This is a genomic window from Hymenobacter seoulensis (assembly GCF_054780535.1).
Map to the genome: position 1 here is coordinate 1,109,014 of NZ_BAAGWD010000002.1, position 18,732 is coordinate 1,127,745.

Sequence of the window (18,732 nt, forward strand, 5' to 3'; positions counted from 1 at the left end):
TGCAGGAATACCTAGTGAAAAACAGGGGTGGTAGCTGTTACGCACTCGAAAATATAGACTTTCGTTGGGCTGGCTTCCTCGGCGGAATGCGGCGGTTGCGGCCTGTCAGGGGGCTAGTACTCAGTGATAAAGGCGGCTATAACGCGCTTCTGCTAGCCTTCGAGGACGAATAAGGCCGGTTGGTTGAACAATATCACTTAGGGAATATGTTAATTCTTGGCAACCGACGACGGCAAAACCGCGTCAGATGCTTTTATTTGCCTCTTCCCGTACACCTGGTAGCCTACTCGGCTCCCGGCCGATCTGCTACATGACCAACAAAGAGATTAAAGCCCTTATCTCCCTGCTCGACGACCCGGAAATTGCCCCGCATATTCAGGAGAAAATCCAGACGCTGGGCGAGAGCATCATTCCGTTTCTGGAAGAGTCGTGGGAAGAAACGCTGGACTCGCAGCAGCAGCAACGCTTGGAGGATCTGATCCACCATCTGCAGTTCGAGGGGTTGCAGCAGCGCCTGCGTGTGTGGCGCGAGTCGGGCGGCGAAAACTTGCTGGAAGGCATGTGGCTCCTGAATTCGTATCAGTACCCTGATGCTGATTTTCAGGTGCTGAACCGCGCCATTGAGCAGCTGCGGTTTGAAGCCTGGACGCTGCTGCAACCGGAAATGCACCCCGCCGACCAGGTTCAGACCCTTAACTACGTCCTGTTCCGGACGCACAAGTTTGCCGCTAACACCCAAAACTTTCATTCGCCGGCTAACTCCATGCTGCACCGGGTGCTGGAAACGCGCCGCGGCAATCCACTCACGCTGTGCGTAATTTACCTACTGGTGGCCCAGCGCCTGAAGCTGCCGGTGTTTGGCGTGAACCTGCCGAACCTGTTTGTGCTGACGTATAAGCTCGATCCTCCGCTGGAGCCATTCTACATCAACTGCTACAACCGGGGCTTGGTGCTTTCGCGAACTGATATTGAGCACTACATCGGGCAACTGAACCTGACGCCCAACGAAATGTTCTTTGAGCCCTGCTCGCACATTGATATTGTGCGCCGGGCCCTGCGCAACCTGCAACTCAGCTTTGAGAAGCTACAGGAGCCTAGCAAAGCAGCCGAGGTAGCCACCTTGCTCGCCATCTTAACCGATGAAGCCGGCCCCACTACCGATAGCCAACAAGACCCCGACGCCGAGTAGGTTGCGCTAAAACACTACCCTAGTAAAACGTACAAACCCCTGACTACTCCATGTAGTCAGGGGTTTGTACGTTTTACTAGGGTAGTAACGGTGGCTAACCCTTAGAATTTCTTAATCAGGCAGCCAGCGGCGCGCTTATCAGCCACGCCGGCGGGGCGGCCGGCTAGTACGTTGTTGAGGGCCTGGGCCAGGTAGCGCTCCTTCACGTAGCCTTCTACCTGGGGGTTATCATCAATGGCACCTTTATAGCGCACGGCAAACCCATCGGCGGTGGGCTGGAGCAGCACTACTTCCGGGGTTTTGGTGGCCCCAAGCAGGGTGCTTACTTGTTGGCTCTCGTCAGTCAGCAAGGGCAGGTCAGCGCCTAGGGTTTTTACCTTCAGCTTTTCCGTGTCGGAGTCTGCGGCGCTGGCTTCCAGGTTGATGGGCGTATTGATGAACAGAAACTGCACGCCTTTCGCGCCATACTCAGCGCTCAGCGCGTTCAGGCGGTTTTGGTACAGCTTAGAGAAGGCACAAGTTGGGTTCACGAACACCACCACTACGGCCTTGCTGCTGGCGTAACTTTTCAGGGCGACTTCGGTGTTCGCGCTGTTTTTGAGGCTGAAATCAGAGACGGAGCGGCTGCCTTGCGCGCGGGCTACACCTACTGCCACAGTGCAAAACAACAGGGTGGCGGCAGTTAGAATGGAAATGCGGCGAAGAGACATGCGGAAGAAAAGTGAAATGGTGACTGGCAAGATGAGAAAACGGTAACGAAAACAAGAGAGAGCCGCCGCATGCACAGCGGCTTCCTCGGCATGCTACGCTTTCACCACTTCACCTACGGCATACGTGAGTACGTAGCCCGGACTGGGGTAAGAATAGTGAATCTGGTGTTGGCTGCGGGAGTTTTCGAGCAGCAAGTGTCCCGTCAAAACACCAGCCTCCCGCAGCTCAAACGGATCGAGCAATAATTGCTCTTTAAACACCAGGCCCCGCCGATTATGCAGCTTATAAAGCGTCTCCTTGGCACTCCAGTAGAGACTATATTTCACTGCATCATCGCCGGCGTTGGCCTGCTCCGTTTCCGATAGAAACCGGCGAGCCAACTTTTGCGCTTTGGTGCGAACCAGTTCAATATCTGTGCCAACCGCTGCGTGCGTGGAAACTACTGCGGCCACCCACTCGCCGGAGTGGGAGAGCGAAACGCCAAAATCAGGCAGCTCCTGCAAGTACGGCCGTCCGTTTACGTCATTGGCGAGGGTAGCAGGCGCATCGTTTAGTTCCCGCAGCAATTGGTGCACCAGTACACGTCCCGCTAACCATTGCCGCGCTCGCAGCGCATCGCGCCCATCCGGAAACCGAGCTAGGTAATGTGCCTGCGCGGGTAGGGCGGGCCATAGTTCCTCGGCTGACTCGGTGAGGTGCCAGAGACCTAGTAAGCACGTTTGAGAAACTGGGGAAAGCGAGTGAAGCGGCACTGAGCAGAAATAAGCAGAAGAAGCGATACAGAAAAGTAAAGATAGGCCCAGCCACCTCAACCCGCTACAGTTGCGACATTGTGCAGGCCTAGTAGGTAGTATGCCGCTGAAAATACTCTGCTACCCGTGCTTCTGCTGTAAACCGAACCGTAGGATTGCCACCTCCAACTACGTTGGGCCGCGTACCTTTGCGCTTCCGGTACCCCTAGTCCCACGTTACAGCCTATTCCATCTTGTCGTCACTTCCGCGCCCCCAAGTCCAGAAACTCGCTAGCCTTACCGGCCACCGCGACTGTGTGTATACACTAGCCGGCACGGTGGGGGAGGAGGTGTTCTATTCGGCCGGCGCCGATGGCATGGTAGCGGCCTGGCGCAACACGGCCGCGGAGCAAGATGGGGAGCTAGTAGCCAAAGTTGAAAACTCGGTGTATGCGCTGCTGCACCTGCCGGAGCGCAATTTGCTGGTGCTGGGCCACAATTTTCAAGGCGTACAGGCTATTGATCTGGCCGAAAAAAAGCTGGTCTTTGCTACGGCTCTGCCTCCGGCCGCCATCTTTGATATGGTGCACTCCGCAGCCCAGCAACGCCTATACGTTGCCCTCGGCGACGGTACGCTGGCCGTGTTGCGCACCTCTGATTTCAGGGTAGAAACGCTGCTGCGCATCTCCGAGAAAAGCCTGCGCTGCCTGTCCCTGCACGAAGAACGGGGCGAGCTGGCCATTGGCGGCTCCGATTGGCAGGTGCATGTGCTGGATACCGCCTCAATGCAGATAAAACAACGGATTCAGGGCGCTACCAACTCCGTGTTTACCTGCGCCTACTCGCCCGATGGGCGCTACCTGCTCACGGCGGGCCGCGACGCGCACCTGCGCATCTGGGATGTGGCGGCGGGCTACCAAGAACACCGCAGCATTGTAGCGCACATGTTTACCATCAACCACCTGGCGTTTTCGTCCGATGGGCTGCTGCTGGCTACCTGCAGCATGGACAAAAGCATCAAGCTCTGGAATGCTGAGTCGTGGGAGCTGCTGCGGGTAGTAGACCGGGCGCGGCATGCGGGCCACGGAACTTCCGTAAACAAGTTATTTTGGCCGGGAAGGCAGAATAGGCTAGTTTCGTGTAGCGACGACCGCAGCCTTGCCGTTTGGCAACTACAACTGAGAGACGAGGAGTGAGCAAGGGTCGAAGTTGATTGCCATCAGCTGCCGGTACTTCCTCTGTCCTCAGTGCTTACTGCTTATTGATCATGAAAATCACCGCCCTCGATATTCGGCAGAAAACCTTTGAAAAAGCCTTCCGGGGCCTCGACAAAGACGAAGTACAAGCTTTCCTGCAAACGCTTTCGCAGCAGTGGGAGCGGATGGGCGATGAAAACCGCGAGCTGCGCCTGAAACTGGAGCACGCTACGCAGGAGGTAAGCAAGATGCGCGAGGTAGAAACCAGCCTGTACCGCACCCTCAAAACCGCCGAGGATACCGGCAACAGCATTACGGAGCAAGCCCAGCGCGATGCCCAGCTCCGTATCCGGGAAGCCCAGTTGCAGGCCGAGCAACTACTAGCCGATGCCCGACAGAAAGCCCGCACGGTGGTAGAGGATGCCTACCAGCAAGCCGAGCGGACAGTGACCGATATGCAGCGGGAAGTAAACGGCCTGGGCCAGGAGTGCCACCGGCTGGAGCGCCTGCTTGATGGACTCACCAGCGACCTGCACAACCTGGCGTCTGATGCGCTGGATAAAGTAGAAAAAGCCCGCAACCGGCCAAAAGCCAGCACCGCCGCTATCCTTTCGCGCGCGGCTAGCGTAAAAGTGAACCGTCCGCACACTCCTGCGGATGACTCACCTAAACCCGACGCTGCCATGTACGTTAGCACTGCTTCCACTTCTTCTGCCGCGGCTATTGCCGGCGGTTCCGCAGCTATCCTGGGCGGCTCTGTTTCAGCTTCTGAGCGCCCTGCTGCTCCTGATATGGCTACTACCACCGGCTACAATCCCAAGCCCGGCCAACAGCCCGACCCCGGTGCGCCGGCTCAGGCGCCTGGCCCTGAAATTGAGCGCCCTGGTGCCCCCCGCGAAAACCCCGGTATTTCGCCCGCGCCCCACATCGATCCGCCGGCACCTTCGCAGGTGCCCGATCCGCACTCCCCGCGTGTAGAGCCAACCGCCCCGGATATTCAGCCCATTGGCCCCAACCACCCAGAAATTGCACAGCCTTCGCCCGCCACGCACCCGGGCCAGCCCGGCATGGCGGCCGCCGCAACTCTCAGCGAAAAGTCGTTTTTTGATGAGCTGTAAGCCGCTTGCAGAAATTTAAGCACACACAAAGCCTGCCTTTCAGGGTAGGCTTTGTTGTTTTGTAGGTGCCGGGCAGTTTTGCTCGGGCCTAGGGCCTAGGGTGCCTTCGCGCTTCAACCTCTTCACTAAGGGTTCGGGCGCCATGCAGCCCTAGCAACTCACCACCTCACACTTTCACTACCGAACTACATGGGCCAGATTGCACTGGAAGGAATGGAGTTTTTTGCCTTTCACGGCTACTACGACGAGGAGCAGAAAATCGGCAACAAATACGGCGTCGACCTATACATTGACACCGACTTGCATGCGGCCGGCACCACAGATCAGCTGCGCGAGACGGTTAACTATGAAGTGCTGTATCGGGTAGTGACGGAGGAAATGCTGGCGCCCGCGCGCTTGCTCGAGCACATTGGCCACCGCGTGATGGACCGGGTGCTGGAAGAGTTCCCCTACATCGAGAGCGTACGCGTCAGCGTTTCGAAGTTTAACCCACCGCTGGGCGGCATCTGCCACCGCGCCCGCGTGACGTTGGAGCGCCGGCGCAGCTAGGCCTGATTTTATCGAAATACGCAATGAGCCAAGCGGCTCCGTGGTGCCTGGCACTGCGGAGCCGCTTGGCATTTATGGCAACCTGAAAAATATTTTACTACCTCTGTAACGAATAGCAAACCTGGCGGTACCCCTCACAACTCTCCCGCAAACGCTCCTACTACTCCCGTGCAAAGCCCCAGCGACGAAACCCTGATGGAGCAAGTCCGTGACAACGACCTCGACCAGCTTTCCACGCTGTTTGAGCGCTATCAGGGGCTGCTGTTTGGTTTCCTGCTACGGTTGACCAATGACCCTGACACGGCCCAGGACTTGGTGCAAAATGTGTTTCTGCGCATTATGAAATACCGCACCAGCTACCAGCCCACGTACCCCTTCCGGGCCTGGATTTACCAGCTCGCCCGCAACGTGTACGCCGACCACTGGAAAAAGCACCACGTGCCGGCCGCCGACCTAGAAATGGCCGAACGGACGCCTACCATGCGCCGCGCCGCCATGGCCGGGGTAGCGGCCACCTACGATGGACAGGATGTGCAGGAAGCCTTAGCCCTGCTACCTGCTGCGCAGCGCGAAATACTAGTGCTGCACCGCTTCCAGGGCTTTGATTACGCCGAGATAGGAGAGATGCTAGGCTGCTCAGAAGGGGCCGCCCGCGTGAAAGCGCACCGGGCCCTGGAGGCCTTGCGCAAAATTTACTTCAGCTGATATCCCGACTACCTCGTGATGTTTACCCCCGAAAACCACCAGCCCACACCGCCCGACTGCTCTGAGCTAGAGCCGTTGTTGATGGACTATGCGGCCCGCACCCTACCACCCGCCGAGCGGGCGCAGGTGGCAGCACACCTAGCCCAATGCCCAGTGTGCCAAGAGCGGGCCTCGCAATACAGCACTCTGCTCACGGCCATTGATGACCTGCCGCCCGTAATGCCGCCCATGGGCCTGCGCGACGACTTTCAAGCCATGTTGGCCGCTGAAAAAGCACGCCTGCCTGTAGCAGCCCCAGCGCAGCCGCACGAAGCGAAAGTAGTGCCCCTGCACGCAGCCTCTAGTGCTGCGGCGGCATCCTATACGGTTATGTGGCTGCGCATAGCGGCCAGTATAGCGTTGCTTGCCGTAGGCACTGTAATTGGGCTGCTGTTGAGCCGGCCCGGCGCGCCAGTACTAGCTGTTTCGCCGGATATGCAGGCCCAAAGCCTGGCCGCCCGCCTTACGGCCGCCAGCCAGCAACCGGCAACGGCCAGCCACCGCATTCAGATGGTGAGTGAAGCATCCGGCACTTCTCGCCCCGGCGACCCCACCGTGCTCGTGCTCATCAATACGCTGAACTCTGACCCCAACCCCAACGTGCGGCTGGCGGCGGCTGAAGCGCTCTACAATCTGCGGGCCGACTCGCTGGTAGCCCCGGCGTTGGTGCAGGCCCTGCCCGTACAAACCGACCCCAACGTGCAGATTACGCTAATTGAGCTGCTCGTGAAGCTACGCGACAAACAAGCCGTGCCCCAGCTTAAGCGTCTCTCGCAGCGGCCCGATGCGCTACCTGCCGTGCGCGACCAAGCCCGCCAAGGCCTCAGTATCCTGATTTAACCTTTTCCTACTTCTCCCATATGGCGTGGGGGCAGCTCTCGGAGTCCGCGGCTCCTGATGGCTAATCCACCGCACATCCGTAACGGACTCTTTCTCATGAAAAAGCATACAATTCTTCTGTTTATCAGCTTGCTACTAGCTAGTTCCGCAGCGCAAGCCCAAGAATACCGCACCAAGCTCGGCGGCAAAGACCGTAAAGTCGTTATCGAAATGCAACGCAGCAGTGAGGTAACGGTGGAAGGCTACGAGGGCGATGAAATTATCATCAAAGGCGATAAGGCCGAAGAGTTGCCCAAGCGCGCGGAAGGGCTACGAGCAGTGTATAACTCTGCCGAAGACAATACCCGCATGGGCCTGGCCGTGACGAAAGAAGCCAATAACACGGTGCGTATTGTGAAAGCATCGCGGCAGGAAGGGCACTACACTATTCGGGTGCCGCGTTCCGCCGATGTGGTGTACCGGGAGGTACAATGGGGCGGTGGCGATGTAGTGCTACAAAACCTGCAAGGCAAGCTGGAGGTGATGATGAAAAGCGCCAGTGTGAAGATGCTGAACGTAACGGGCCCCGTAGTAGCCAGCAGCACCAGCGGCGACATTACGGTGCGTTACGCTAGCCTCGGCAGTGGCCCAAGCGCCATCACCAACATCAGTGGCGCTATTGATGTGGCTTTGCCCGCGGCTACCAAAGCCTCTCTCATGATGCGCACCATATCCGGAGAGGTGTATACTGATTTTGACATGGCCTTACCGAAGCCAGCGAATGGCAATGGCCTCACCCAAATTGGCGGGCAGACGCTGAATGGCGCCATCAACGGGGGCGGCACCTCCATCTCGCTGAAAAATGTGAGCGGCGACGTGTACGTGCGCAAAGCCAAATAGCCCATCAGGAGCCGCTATACTATTCTTTCACCCCTCTACTACCATTCCCATGTTTCGTTTCTTGCTGTTGCTGTCGGTCCTGCTTGGGCTGAGCAGCCTGGGTGCCTACGCCCAAAAAGTACTCGAACAAAAAGCCACCTTGTCCTCGGGGCAACGCTTAAACCTGGAGCTAAAACACGCCACATCCATCAAAATGCATCCGGCCAGCGGCTCTGAGATGGTGCTGCGCGCTACCGTCACCATCAACGGTGGGCAACTAAATGAGGCCGTAACACTAACTTCCAGCAAGTCTTCCGATGGCTTCACCATTACCTCGATTCTCGATGAAAAGATGGTGCAAAGCAGCCAAGCAACGAATTGCCCGGATGGGCAAGGAGTGAGCCGTTGGGGCGGCAACTGGAACAACGGCAAATCGAACGGCGGGGGCATATGCCTGAAGGTGGAGGTAGATGTGGCCGTACCTGCGGGCGTATCGGTGCGCGTGAACACCATTAGCGGCAACATTGAAGTAAATGGCCTTACGGCCCCGCTCGACGCAAAATCCATCAGTGGATTTGTAGATGTAAGCTGGCCTCCGCAGAAAGGGGCCGATGTAGCATTCAAAACCATTACTGGCGAGGTGTACACCGATCAGGAAATTGCCTTCGCCAACCGCAAGGAGAACCCTATTGTGGGGTATCAGCTGCGGGGCACCCTAGGCAGTAGCGGCCCCGCAGTGCGCCTGGAGTCAGTAAGCGGCGACGTGTATTTCCGCAAGCGCAAATAAGGCTGGCTTTCTTGGCAGAAGTACCCTAGGCTTTCAACTAGCTCCTGAGTTTTCATAGCTTAGGAGCTAGTAGAAGGGTGATAATAAGTAAGATAAAACCCGGGAAGAAATATAGTACGAAATAAATCGTAGATTACGCTTGTATCTACGATTCTATTCGTATATGTTTGAAGTACGAATGAATTCGTATAATATAGCTGCTCTGGCGGCCCTTGCGCAGGGGTGGCCAGAACCCGGGCAACGGTTCGGGGCAGCGCGGTGTCTTACTTACTGACAGGTTACTTTTTGGCCATGAGCAAACCCCCCATTCCCAAACCTACTGAATCGGAGCTGGAAATCCTGCAGGTTCTGTGGCAACACGGCCCTAGTACCGTCCGATTTGTGAACGACGAGCTCAGCAAGAAGCGGGAGGTGGGCTACACCACCACGCTGAAATTGCTACAGCTTATGCTAGACAAAGGCATTGTGCTGCGCGATGACGACAGCAAAACCCACGTGTACCGTGCCGCCGTGCGCGAAGAAGAAACCCAAGGCCTGCTGCTCGATCGGTTTGTAGACTCCACTTTCGGAGGCTCTGCCATGAAGCTTGTAATGCAGGCGCTCGGCAACCGCCGCACCTCCCGGGAAGAACTAGCCCAGATCCGGCGCCTGCTCAACGACATTGAGATTCAGAACGATACTACCCCACCTTCAACCGACGATGCCCGATGAACTGGCTCGAACAACTTCTGCCTCCGGCGCTGGTGCGCGCCCTGGGCTGGACTCTGGTGCACTCGCTCTGGCAGGGTGCTGTAGTAGCGTTAGCGCTGGCCGGCTTACTGCTATTGCTGCGCCGCCACAGTGCGGAAGTGCGCTACCGCGCCGCCACGGTTGGCCTATTGGTGCTGCTGTTGCTCGCGGGCGTTACGTTTTTGCGCTACTACACAGCCGCCCCCGCAACCGGAACCTCAGTAGCCGGCATTAGCATCGGCGACGAAGCGGCTTTGCTCGCCGATGGCCTATTACCTACCAATGCTGGCCAGGGCTTTAGCCGCCAACCTGCCCTAGTAGCAGGCACGGAACCAGCCGTGGCTATAACTTCAAGCTTACCAGCTTGGCTCCAGTATTTCGATCAGAATATTCCGGTGTTGGTAGCCGCGTGGCTTCTAGGGTTGCTGGCCATGACGCTTCGCCTGCTTGGTGGGCTGGCGTATGTGCAGCGGCTGCGCCGGTATCGGGTGCAGCCACTAGGAGCCGAGTGGCAAGCCCGCCTGGCCGCATTGGCTACGAAAGCCGGCCTAACGCAACCCATAGAACTGCTGGAGTCGGCGCTGGTGCGCGTGCCGGTGGTAGTGGGGCATTTGCGGCCCGTGGTACTGCTGCCGCTAGGTACCGTTACGGGCCTAAGCACTGCCTATCTGGAAGCCATTCTGGCCCATGAGCTGGCTCATGTGCAGCGCCGCGACTACCTCCTGAACCTGCTGCAGTCCATTGCCGAAACGGTGTTCTTTTATCACCCGGCCGTATGGTTTATCACGGCGTGTGTGCGTACCGAGCGCGAAAACTGCTGCGATGATGCCGCTACCGCGCTCATTGGTGGCAACCCCCTTACCGTAGCGCGCGCCTTGGCCGCGTTGGCCGAGCTGAGCGTGGCTCCTGAGCCCGTTAATCAGTTTGCAATGTCAGCCCTGGGGCCTGATGGGTCAGTGCTGGGCCGTATCCGCCGGTTGGTACAAGGCCGCACGGCTCCCACGTTTTCCGAAGGGTTTATGGCGGCTTGCGTAGTACTAGGGGGCTTAGTGCTCTTAACCTCCGCCGTAGCCATGGCCGATCCGCGCCCGGTGTCTGCTGATCAGGATGCCGACGAAGGAACCTTGTCGCGGCTGCCATTCCTGGGCTTGGCCACCGATACCACCCGCAAAAAGCCCGAGGCCACTACCGATTTTGTACTTCCCGACGCGCACATTTTGCAAACCGCGCCGCAAGCCCTGGCTCCGGCTATAGAGCCTGAGTGGGCCGATACAGAGCAACTGGAAGTGGATGAACTAACCGAGGATAGTGGCCTCGGCTTCGCTACCAGCAACGATGCCGACGACAAGGACAAACCCAAAAAGCGCCGGAAGCGCGGCCAGCAAGTAGTGGTAGTGCAGGAGCCCCGGCGGGGGAGTGGCAGCACGGTGGTTATCGAAAAAGATAAGAAAGGCCGCCTAACCAACCTGACCGTCGATGGTCAACCCATCGACACCGGTAAAAGCAAAAAATTGAGCAAGAGCGCCGCTCAAAATGTGGAAGTAATTCGGCTTCCTAGCAATGGCCGCACCATCTGGTCGGGCAACTCGGGTTTCGGCTTCAACGGTAACACTAGCCGCAACTTTGTATTCACCCGGCCATCTATAAGCGAAAATGAGATTATCCGGATTCAGCGCGATGCGGATCAGGTCTTTGTTGACGCTAGCCGTCAGTTTGGCGGAAACCAGCGCGGGTATACCTTCGAGCGTGGGACTAGGCACCTGAGCGCACTGCAAGGTGCGGAGCGGGCCTTGCGCAACACTTTGCGCGACGGAAACCTCAACGACGAGCAGCGCCAGCGCATTAGTCAGCAGCTGGCCGAGGTGCAGCGCAAACAGGAGGAGTTCCGCAAGCAAAGCGGCACGGTGCGCATACTGGACCTGGAGCGCGAAGAGGAACTGCAAGACGGCGAACGGAGCGCTGATGATGCCCGCCGCGAGGCTGAAGCCGAGATGCGCCGCCACAGTGCTGAAATGCGCCGCCTGGATGCCGAGATGCGTCGGCATGAACTGGAAATGCGCCGCAATGAGGTGGAAATGCGGCGCCTAGATAGCGAGTCCCGGGCGGAAAGAGCCCGCGGCAGTGAAGTGGAAGAAGCCCTGCGTCGTGAGCTGCGCAAAGATGGCCTGATTAAAAGCGAAACTAACTTCCAGATGGAGCTTAACGCCACTAGCCTCACGGTGAATGGCAAAAAGCAATCGGCCGCCCTGCGCGACAAATACCTGCGCCTGGTGGAGTCAAAAACGGGCCGTAAGCTAGGCCCCAAGAGCACGTTTGGCATCAACCGCCAGGAAGCTAACCGCACGATAGTTAACGAGATGGTGGCTCCTCCGCGCCCGCCGCGCGCTCCAATGGCGCCCCCTGCCCCAGCTGCTCCGGCCTCCGGCGCCCCCATGGCCCCTCCAGCCCCTTCTTTGCAGTTGCCCCCGCCTCCACCAGCGCCTCCGGCTCCTCCTCGCTTTGACTCCGATGAGGTTCGGAAGGAGTTGCGCAAGGATGGGGTGCTAGGCGCTTCGGAAAAGTCCTTCCAGTTTCAGCTCAACGACTCGGGCATGACGGTAAACGGCAAAAAGCAACCAGAAGCGCTGGCCAAGAAATACCGCAAGCTGCTGGAATTGCCCGCCGAAACCGATGGCAAATCCCGTCGCAACATCCAGATTTCGATTAATGAATAAGTAGCCAACTACTAGCCTCCGGCCGCCGCTGCAACGGCGGCCGGTTTTTTTATGGCAGTACAAGCAGTTGCTTGGTCGTGTATTCCAGCGTGCAGATTACCGGTCAGCCACTTGACTATCAGAGACCCGGCTCTAGATTTTTATAAAGCGATACGTCAATGCCAGCGTGTAGCGGCGAATGATAACGCTGGACTCTTGCTGCTGACGAAAAGTTGGGCCAATTATTTCGCGTGATGTCTGGCGGTATTTCTGAAAAGGACTGCTCACGGAAAAGCTTGCACGGGCCTTCTTATTCTTTAAGAACTCTTTATTGACCGCTAGTGAGCTCCAGCTGTAGCCGCTGGTTTTACCTTGCAGTACTATTCGGCTGGAAGTATAACTGATATTGCCACTAGCCCGCCAATCTTTACCAAACCGGTAGCTGGTATTGCCAGAGGCGTTGTACGTAATGCCTTTGTTGTTCTGCGGCCGGCCTGCTACAATGCTGGTGAGCTCCGTATAGGCAGTGCCACCGCTAAGGCTGAGGTTTAGCTTTTTAAAGAGGGTAGTGTTGCTACTCAAAGTCAGGCCATATGTACGGTTCTGGCCTACATTAGCAAAAGTTGTGCGTGCTACCGAATCGGTGCCTAGGGTAGTAAGTTGCTGAATAGAATTGTTGGTGAACTGGTGAAAGAGGTCCGCGTTGAATGAGGTTGATTTCAGGAAGGTGTTGAAGCCCAGGTTGAGCACATGGCTGGTAGTGGGTACCAGCCCCGGATTGCCGTAGCTGATGTTGCGCGGATCTGTTATATCTACGTACGGGTTCAGGTAATAAAGCCCGGGGCGCTCTAGGCGCTGGGTGTAGCTCAGGTTACACATACCAGAGCCCCCAAGCCGGCGCGAGACGCTTATACTAGGAATCAGGTTTGAGTAGGCTTGCTGAGCAGCCGTCTGTACTGATTCAAAGCGCGCATCAATGTTGGTAAGCTCTAGCCGAGCGCCCGCTTTCAGGCCCCAGTTGTTTTTGCGGAGCGAGAGGCTAGTGTACGCGGCATGGATGCGCTGCTCGTAGCTGTAGCGGTTGCTGAGGGCCGGGTCGAGCGCAAAGGTGTTGGTTTGCACATCCAGCATCTTGTACAAATAGTCGCTGCTGTTGCCCTGCAGTGCCGTTTTAAGGCCAAGCTCAAGGGTTTGCTTTCCCAAGGGCTGCACGTAGTCAGCCTGTAGGCTTTGCTCCCGGGTATGCTCCTGATTGCTGGTACTGCTTACCTGATCTTTGTAGTTGAGCAGCGACTGCAACGCAAAGTCGGTGGAGCCGGAGCCAGTATTAGCACTGAGCTTGTACGCCATACTAAGCTGCCGGACCTCATTATTCTTAAAGCTATGCTGGTAGTTTAGGCCCGCATCATAACCTAGCCAGCCGTTGGTACCGTTGTTCAGGTTGCGGTACGCTTGCGTAAGCTCATCTTGGCTATTGCGTAGCGCTGCTTCCTGCGCACTGCTATTCTCGTTTCGGCTACGGCTGCGGCCATAGCTGATGCTTAGCTGGGTTTGCGTACCTAGTTCATAGCCTATCTCGCCACCCATATGCTGCCCATCACTATGGTTATTACTGGTCCCTGTTTGCGTTAGGCTGTTTAGCTGTAGCCTGTCTTCCCGCAGCGAGGAGTGCTGTGCTGTGGGGCTGTTTTGTGTTGTAAGGCCTAGGTTGCCTGCTAGGTTAAACTTGCCCACTTTAGCCGAGGTGGCGGCGCTCAGGTTCCACCCATTGGGGTTACTAGCCCCTAGGGTCACAGAGCCGTTGTAGCCGCTGAGGTTTTTCTTGTAGGTAATGATGTTTATAATGCCCCCGGTACCTTGGGCGTCGTACCGGGCGGGCGGATTGGTGATTACCTCAATTTGCTTGATCATGTCAGCGGGCATGCTTCTGAAAGCGTCGCTGGGACTTTGCGCAAAAAGGGCTGAAGGCTGCCCGTTAATAAGGATCCGGTAATTGCTGGTGCCATTAAGCTGCAGCGCATCATCCGCATCCAAGGTCAGCAGGGGCACTTTACGCAGCATATCGAGCGCCGAAAGTGTACTCCTCTCGGGGTCAGCCTCTACATTGTAAATTAATTTGTCCAGATCCCGTTCAATCAGTGCTTTCGCAGCTAGTATTTGTACTTCCTTCAGTTGCGTAGGTATAACAGCCAAGTGGATGGTGCCTAGGTCCAGAACGGAGGTGGAAGCGGCCGGAACAAGGATAGTCTTAGGTCGATAGCCGAGATACGTGAAAGTGAGTTGGGTATTCTGGCTAAGGATGATTTCAAGCGCAAATGATCCATTTGTACCTGAGGTTACTTTGTTGATGAGTTGTCCTTTAGTTGTTAGGTGCAGAATAGTGACATACTCTAGTGGCTGTAGTGTAAGAGAGTCAATTATTTTTCCCTTTACAAAATGTGTAATATTTGATTTATGGGGTAATAAATTCCTGGCAAATGACGTATTAAATGAAAAGTTTGCTACTAGTATTGTATATACTAGTAGCAAACTTTTCATGCGACGAAAATATATTTTTGACATGATACACTACTCACAGTAATCCGGAGTTCATGAGTATATTTTCGCTAGATAAATGCTAAACATTTGTTAAATATATTTAGGAAGTTGAGCTAAAAATCGCCGTGATTACATTCTTGGATACTTTTCCGATAAATATTATTTATGAGTAAGTGCTAAGGATTAGTAGCAGTAAAAGATTTACCTAGTACAGTAAGTTTGACATTGGTAAATGTTACATCCGAAACTGACCCAGTCCATTTAGAGTTAGGGCAGTCGCCTGCTGGAAACACTTTGGTACTTGTAACACAGCCATGAATTCTTCCATTGCGTACAGGGACTGTAATTGTTTCGGAGTTGCTAGGATATGACTTCGATTGGCCCGGGGCAATATTATCCCCTGGATTCGTGCATTGTGTATAAACATAGGCATCATAAGTTAGTGTTACATCTACTGAAGTTAAATTTCCAAGGCCTGCAACATCATAGCAGACCTTTACTAACTTTCCAAGATCATAAGCTATAAGTGGCTCCTTTTCTTTAATACTTTGTGCTTGTACAGTATTAATATTAAATATTGCAAGCAACAGAATCAGGAGTGTTATGAATTTAGTTTTCATGACAGTGTGTATTAAGGTGTGTTATTGGAAATGCACGTGTGATAATGGCATGGCGCAGCCGTGCCACGCTGTTTGAAGCAGTGGTTTTGAACACAAATGCCAGTGCCGGGGTGAAAGCAACGTAAGGCAGGGCGCGTACCTGCCTGAATTTATTGGTGCTAGTATGGTTAGGGGCATCTACAGTGCCCTAACTCAGCACTTGCTATAGCACTGAAAGAGGCTATACTATCGGGCCCGATAGTAGCTTATAGGAAAGCCGTAGCTTTCAAACTCAGTAATTTACTACTGCAGAAGTATGGGCGCAGCGGCACCACGCAGCAGTTTTGGAAGAACGGAAAATGGAGGAGGGGAGGAAACAAGCCTTGATAAGAGGCCAAGCTTGTTGGTTCTGATGCCTTGCATCACTACACATTACTTTGGCCAAAGGCCTAGAGCCGGTATATACTGTAACACTATCAGGATACCGGGGAGCGGCCTACGGAATCAGACATCCGTGAGCAGTTGGGGAGGTGGCTAGCCTGTATCTAAGTTAACGTAATTATTGAATAAGTAAAAAAATAAATAATTTTAATGATAAAATATTGGTGGCTCTTACAGCAAGACCCGCTGCTGTAGCCCTGAGCAGCTTTTTGTTGAAAGACTTGCCAGTGTGAGGCAACGGTTGAGACGGATAGCGCATCTATTGCTGCATTCCGCTCTAGCTATATATCAGGGCACCGGCTTCCCGGCCTGCTGACTTGTGAGTGCCTAGTCGGCGGCTATACCACCCATTCAACTACCCACCTGCTTGCTTTACATTTATTTACGTCATCAGATCGTGAGAGGCTTCCGTGTGTGCTTGTTCATCTGGCTGACGGCCTTTGCTAACATGGCCTGGGCTCAATCGGCAGAAACCGTTGCCAACGCCGCGGCCGCGGTGCCCGCCCCCAAACGCCAGCTACAGGCCCTGCGCATCACGGAAGGCATAAAGCTCGATGGTGTGTTGGATGAAGCTATCTGGCAGCAGGCGCCCATTGCCACCGATTTCATCCAGAACCGGCCTAACCCCGGCCCCCGCGAAAAGCACCCCACCGAAGTGCGGGTGCTTTATGATGACGCCAACCTGTACGTGGGCGCCATTATGCACGATGTCTCGCAGGATTCCATCATGCGGGAGCTGTCGGCCCGCGACGACATCGGCAACTCCGACTTTATCGGTATTTTCCTGGATACTTACCACGACCAGCTCAACGGCTATAGCTTTCTCGTGACCACGGGCGGCGTACAGGTAGATGCCCGCTACTCGCCAGCCGGGGGCGAAGACGGCAACTGGAACGCCGTGTGGGACTCGCGTACCTCCATGCAAGGCACCGACTGGTTCTGTGAAATTCGGATTCCATACTCGGCCATTCGCTTTAGCAAAGCGTCGGAACAGGTGTGGGGCCTGAATTTTATGCGCCAGCGCAAGCGCGACAACCAGGGTTTTTTCTGGAACGAAGTGAAGCCCGCCGTAGATGGCTTCGTGAACCAGTGGGGTGAGCTCCACGGCCTGCGCGATATTAAGCCGCCGCTGCGCCTTTCGCTCACGCCCTACATCTCGGCCTACGCGAATCACTACCCCTACAAGGAGCAGGGAACCCGCAACACCAGCACCAGCTTCAATGGGGGCGCTGATATCAAGTGGGGCATCAACGAGAGCTTTACCCTCGATGCGACCCTAGTACCCGACTTTGGGCAGGTGCAAAGCGACAACCAGGTGCTGAACCTTTCGCCTTTTGAGGTGCAGTTTCAGGAAAACCGGCAGTTTTTCACTGAAGGCACGGAGCTGTTCAATAAAGGCAACCTGTTTTATTCAAGGCGCGTGGGCGCTACCCCCATTGGCTTCGGGAACGTGGCCGGGCAGGTGCGCCAGCGCGAAAGAGGCCTCGATGGTGAGTGGCGGCCAGGCGAGGAGGTTATCAGCAACCCGGGCGTAACGCGCCTGCTGAATGCCACGAAAGTATCGGGCCGGACCAAGCAGGGGCTGGGCGTGGGTGTGTTCAATGCGCTCAGCAACGATGTATTCGCTACCCTTCGCGACTCGGTGGATGGTAGTGAGCGGCAAGTGCTAACGCAGCCGTTCAGCAACTACAACATCATGGTGCTGGACCAGAGCCTGAAAAACAACTCGTACGTGTCGCTCATCAACACCAACGTCACGCGCTGGGGCAGCACCTACGATGCCAACGTGACGGGCGGCCTGTTTCGCTTTGCCAACAAGAAAAACTCTTACGCCATCGACGGCCGCCTGGTGTACTCACGCCGGCGCGGCACTGAGTTTGGCTCGGAGGCGCAAATCGGGGACCAGAACGGCTACAAGTACCAGCTTGGCATCAGTAAAATCAGTGGCAACTTCACCTGGGGCTTGAACCACGGCATTGAGTCGGATACCTACAACCCGAACGACCTGGGCATTTTGTTTGGCAACAATAACATCAGCCAAGGCTTGTATGCTAGCTACAACAAGTATAAGCCCTTCTGGAAGGTCAATAACTTCTACTCGTTTTTGAACCTGAATCACTCGTTGCTGTACAAGCCCACGCGCTACCAGAACGCCAACATTGCGGCCGGTTTCAACACCACCTTCACCAAGAACTTTCTGACCGTTGGGGCCAACTTCGATGCAAACCCCGTCACGCACGACTACTACGAGCCGCGCCAATACCCACTGGGTAGCTACTATGTGCGCGTGCCCGTGAATGCCAACATTGGCGGTTTCTTGTCCTCAGACTACCGGAAGAAACTAGCCTGGGATTTGAACGCCGGCGTGCGCTGGTATGCTCAGGATGAGCGCTTGGACAGACCGCGCCGCATGGGCTACGGCTGGGCCATTTCGCCGCGCTACCGCGTCAGCAACCAGCTGAACTTCCGGTACAGCCTCGACTGGAACCTGCGCCAAAATCAGGTTGGCTACGTGAATGGCGGTATTGACACTAGCCTGCCCGACGACGCAGAGTTTCGGCGGAACAACCCCACGGATGTGTTGCTAGGGCGGCGGCGCGTACTAACCGTGACCAATACTATTTCGGGCGGCTACACGTTCAACAACCGCATGTCGCTGACTATCCGGACGCGCCACTACACCAGCACCGTGAACTATCAGGACTTTGCCCGCCTAGGTACTGATGGCCGAGAAACCCTGGTAGACTACCGCCGCAACCGCGACAACACGTTCAATGCCTTCAATGTGGATGCGGTGTACTCGTGGTGGTTTGCGCCCGGTTCGCAGGTGAGCATTGTCTGGAAAAATGCCAGTGCTTCGTTTCTTGAAGCGAATGAGGCTACTCCGCTTTACTTCGACAACCTGAGCAACACCGTGAACACGCCGCACAACAACAACGTGTCCATCAAAGTCCTGTACTACCTCGATTACCTGATGCTGAAGCGCCGCCGGAGCTAACCGGCGGCAAT

Annotated in this window: 15 protein-coding genes; 11 read left to right on the plus strand and 4 right to left on the minus strand. The window is 55.8% G+C overall.

Going from position 1 to position 18,732, the window contains the following annotated elements; genetic code table 11:
- Positions 1–310: 310 nt before the first annotated feature.
- Complete coding sequence (locus tag ACYVHC_RS12610; RefSeq protein ID WP_460614070.1) at positions 311–1,189, plus strand: transglutaminase-like domain-containing protein; 879 nt, start codon at positions 311–313, stop codon at positions 1,187–1,189.
- A 101-nt stretch (positions 1,190–1,290) separates the two neighbouring features.
- Here ACYVHC_RS12610 and ACYVHC_RS12615 read toward each other — a convergent pair whose 3' ends face one another.
- Both ACYVHC_RS12615 and ACYVHC_RS12620 read right to left on the minus strand, forming a co-directional pair.
- A complete protein-coding gene (locus tag ACYVHC_RS12615) occupies positions 1,291–1,899 on the minus strand; it encodes a thioredoxin domain-containing protein (RefSeq protein ID WP_460614071.1) in 609 nt (202 codons plus the stop codon).
- Positions 1,900–1,992: 93 nt separating this feature from the next.
- Positions 1,993–2,652 (minus strand): 4'-phosphopantetheinyl transferase family protein, encoded by a 660-nt coding sequence (locus ACYVHC_RS12620; protein ID WP_460614072.1) that lies wholly within the window; start codon positions 2,650–2,652, stop codon positions 1,993–1,995.
- 233 nt (positions 2,653–2,885) lie between these two features.
- On the opposite strand from ACYVHC_RS12620, the gene ACYVHC_RS12625 reads away from it, so the two are divergent.
- From ACYVHC_RS12625 to ACYVHC_RS12665, 9 genes are all read left to right on the plus strand, one after another.
- Complete coding sequence (locus tag ACYVHC_RS12625; protein ID WP_460614073.1) at positions 2,886–3,827, plus strand: WD40 repeat domain-containing protein; 942 nt, start codon at positions 2,886–2,888, stop codon at positions 3,825–3,827.
- Positions 3,828–3,898: 71 nt separating this feature from the next.
- Positions 3,899–4,945, plus strand: coding sequence for a DivIVA domain-containing protein (locus tag ACYVHC_RS12630; RefSeq protein WP_460614074.1), 1,047 nt, complete (start codon positions 3,899–3,901; stop codon positions 4,943–4,945).
- Positions 4,946–5,134: 189 nt separating this feature from the next.
- Positions 5,135–5,494 carry a dihydroneopterin aldolase gene (folB, locus tag ACYVHC_RS12635; protein ID WP_460614076.1) on the plus strand — a complete coding sequence of 120 codons (360 nt, stop codon included), beginning with the start codon at positions 5,135–5,137 and terminating at the stop codon, positions 5,492–5,494.
- A gap of 168 nt (positions 5,495–5,662) precedes the next feature.
- On the plus strand, positions 5,663–6,199 hold the full coding sequence (locus ACYVHC_RS12640; protein WP_460614077.1) for an RNA polymerase sigma factor: 537 nt from the start codon (positions 5,663–5,665) through the stop codon (positions 6,197–6,199).
- 18 nt (positions 6,200–6,217) lie between these two features.
- Positions 6,218–7,078, plus strand: coding sequence for a HEAT repeat domain-containing protein (locus ACYVHC_RS12645; RefSeq protein WP_460614078.1), 861 nt, complete (start codon positions 6,218–6,220; stop codon positions 7,076–7,078).
- 96 nt (positions 7,079–7,174) lie between these two features.
- Positions 7,175–7,957: a DUF4097 family beta strand repeat-containing protein gene (locus tag ACYVHC_RS12650; RefSeq protein WP_460614079.1), complete on the plus strand. Its 783-nt coding sequence runs from the start codon at positions 7,175–7,177 to the stop codon at positions 7,955–7,957.
- A 49-nt stretch (positions 7,958–8,006) separates the two neighbouring features.
- Complete coding sequence (locus ACYVHC_RS12655) at positions 8,007–8,723, plus strand: DUF4097 family beta strand repeat-containing protein (RefSeq protein ID WP_460614080.1); 717 nt, start codon at positions 8,007–8,009, stop codon at positions 8,721–8,723.
- Positions 8,724–9,014: 291 nt separating this feature from the next.
- The gene (locus ACYVHC_RS12660) at positions 9,015–9,434 is read left to right on the plus strand and encodes a BlaI/MecI/CopY family transcriptional regulator (RefSeq protein WP_460614081.1); all 420 of its coding nucleotides are present in this window, start codon (positions 9,015–9,017) and stop codon (positions 9,432–9,434) included.
- A complete protein-coding gene (locus tag ACYVHC_RS12665) occupies positions 9,431–12,166 on the plus strand; it encodes a M56 family metallopeptidase (protein WP_460614082.1) in 2,736 nt (911 codons plus the stop codon). The genes ACYVHC_RS12660 and ACYVHC_RS12665 overlap by 4 nt, the downstream gene beginning before the upstream one ends.
- Before the next feature lie 132 nt (positions 12,167–12,298).
- Here the strand turns inward: ACYVHC_RS12665 and ACYVHC_RS12670 are convergent, their stop codons facing one another.
- Together ACYVHC_RS12670 and ACYVHC_RS12675 are read right to left on the minus strand one after the other, a co-directional pair.
- A complete protein-coding gene (locus ACYVHC_RS12670; protein ID WP_460614083.1) occupies positions 12,299–14,707 on the minus strand; it encodes a TonB-dependent receptor in 2,409 nt (802 codons plus the stop codon).
- A 152-nt stretch (positions 14,708–14,859) separates the two neighbouring features.
- Positions 14,860–15,303: a hypothetical protein gene (locus ACYVHC_RS12675; protein ID WP_460614084.1), complete on the minus strand. Its 444-nt coding sequence runs from the start codon at positions 15,301–15,303 to the stop codon at positions 14,860–14,862.
- A gap of 817 nt (positions 15,304–16,120) precedes the next feature.
- On the opposite strand from ACYVHC_RS12675, the gene ACYVHC_RS12680 reads away from it, so the two are divergent.
- Positions 16,121–18,721, plus strand: a complete 2,601-nt coding sequence (locus ACYVHC_RS12680) for a DUF5916 domain-containing protein (RefSeq protein WP_460614085.1) — start codon at positions 16,121–16,123, stop codon at positions 18,719–18,721.
- Positions 18,722–18,732: the final 11 nt, after the last annotated feature.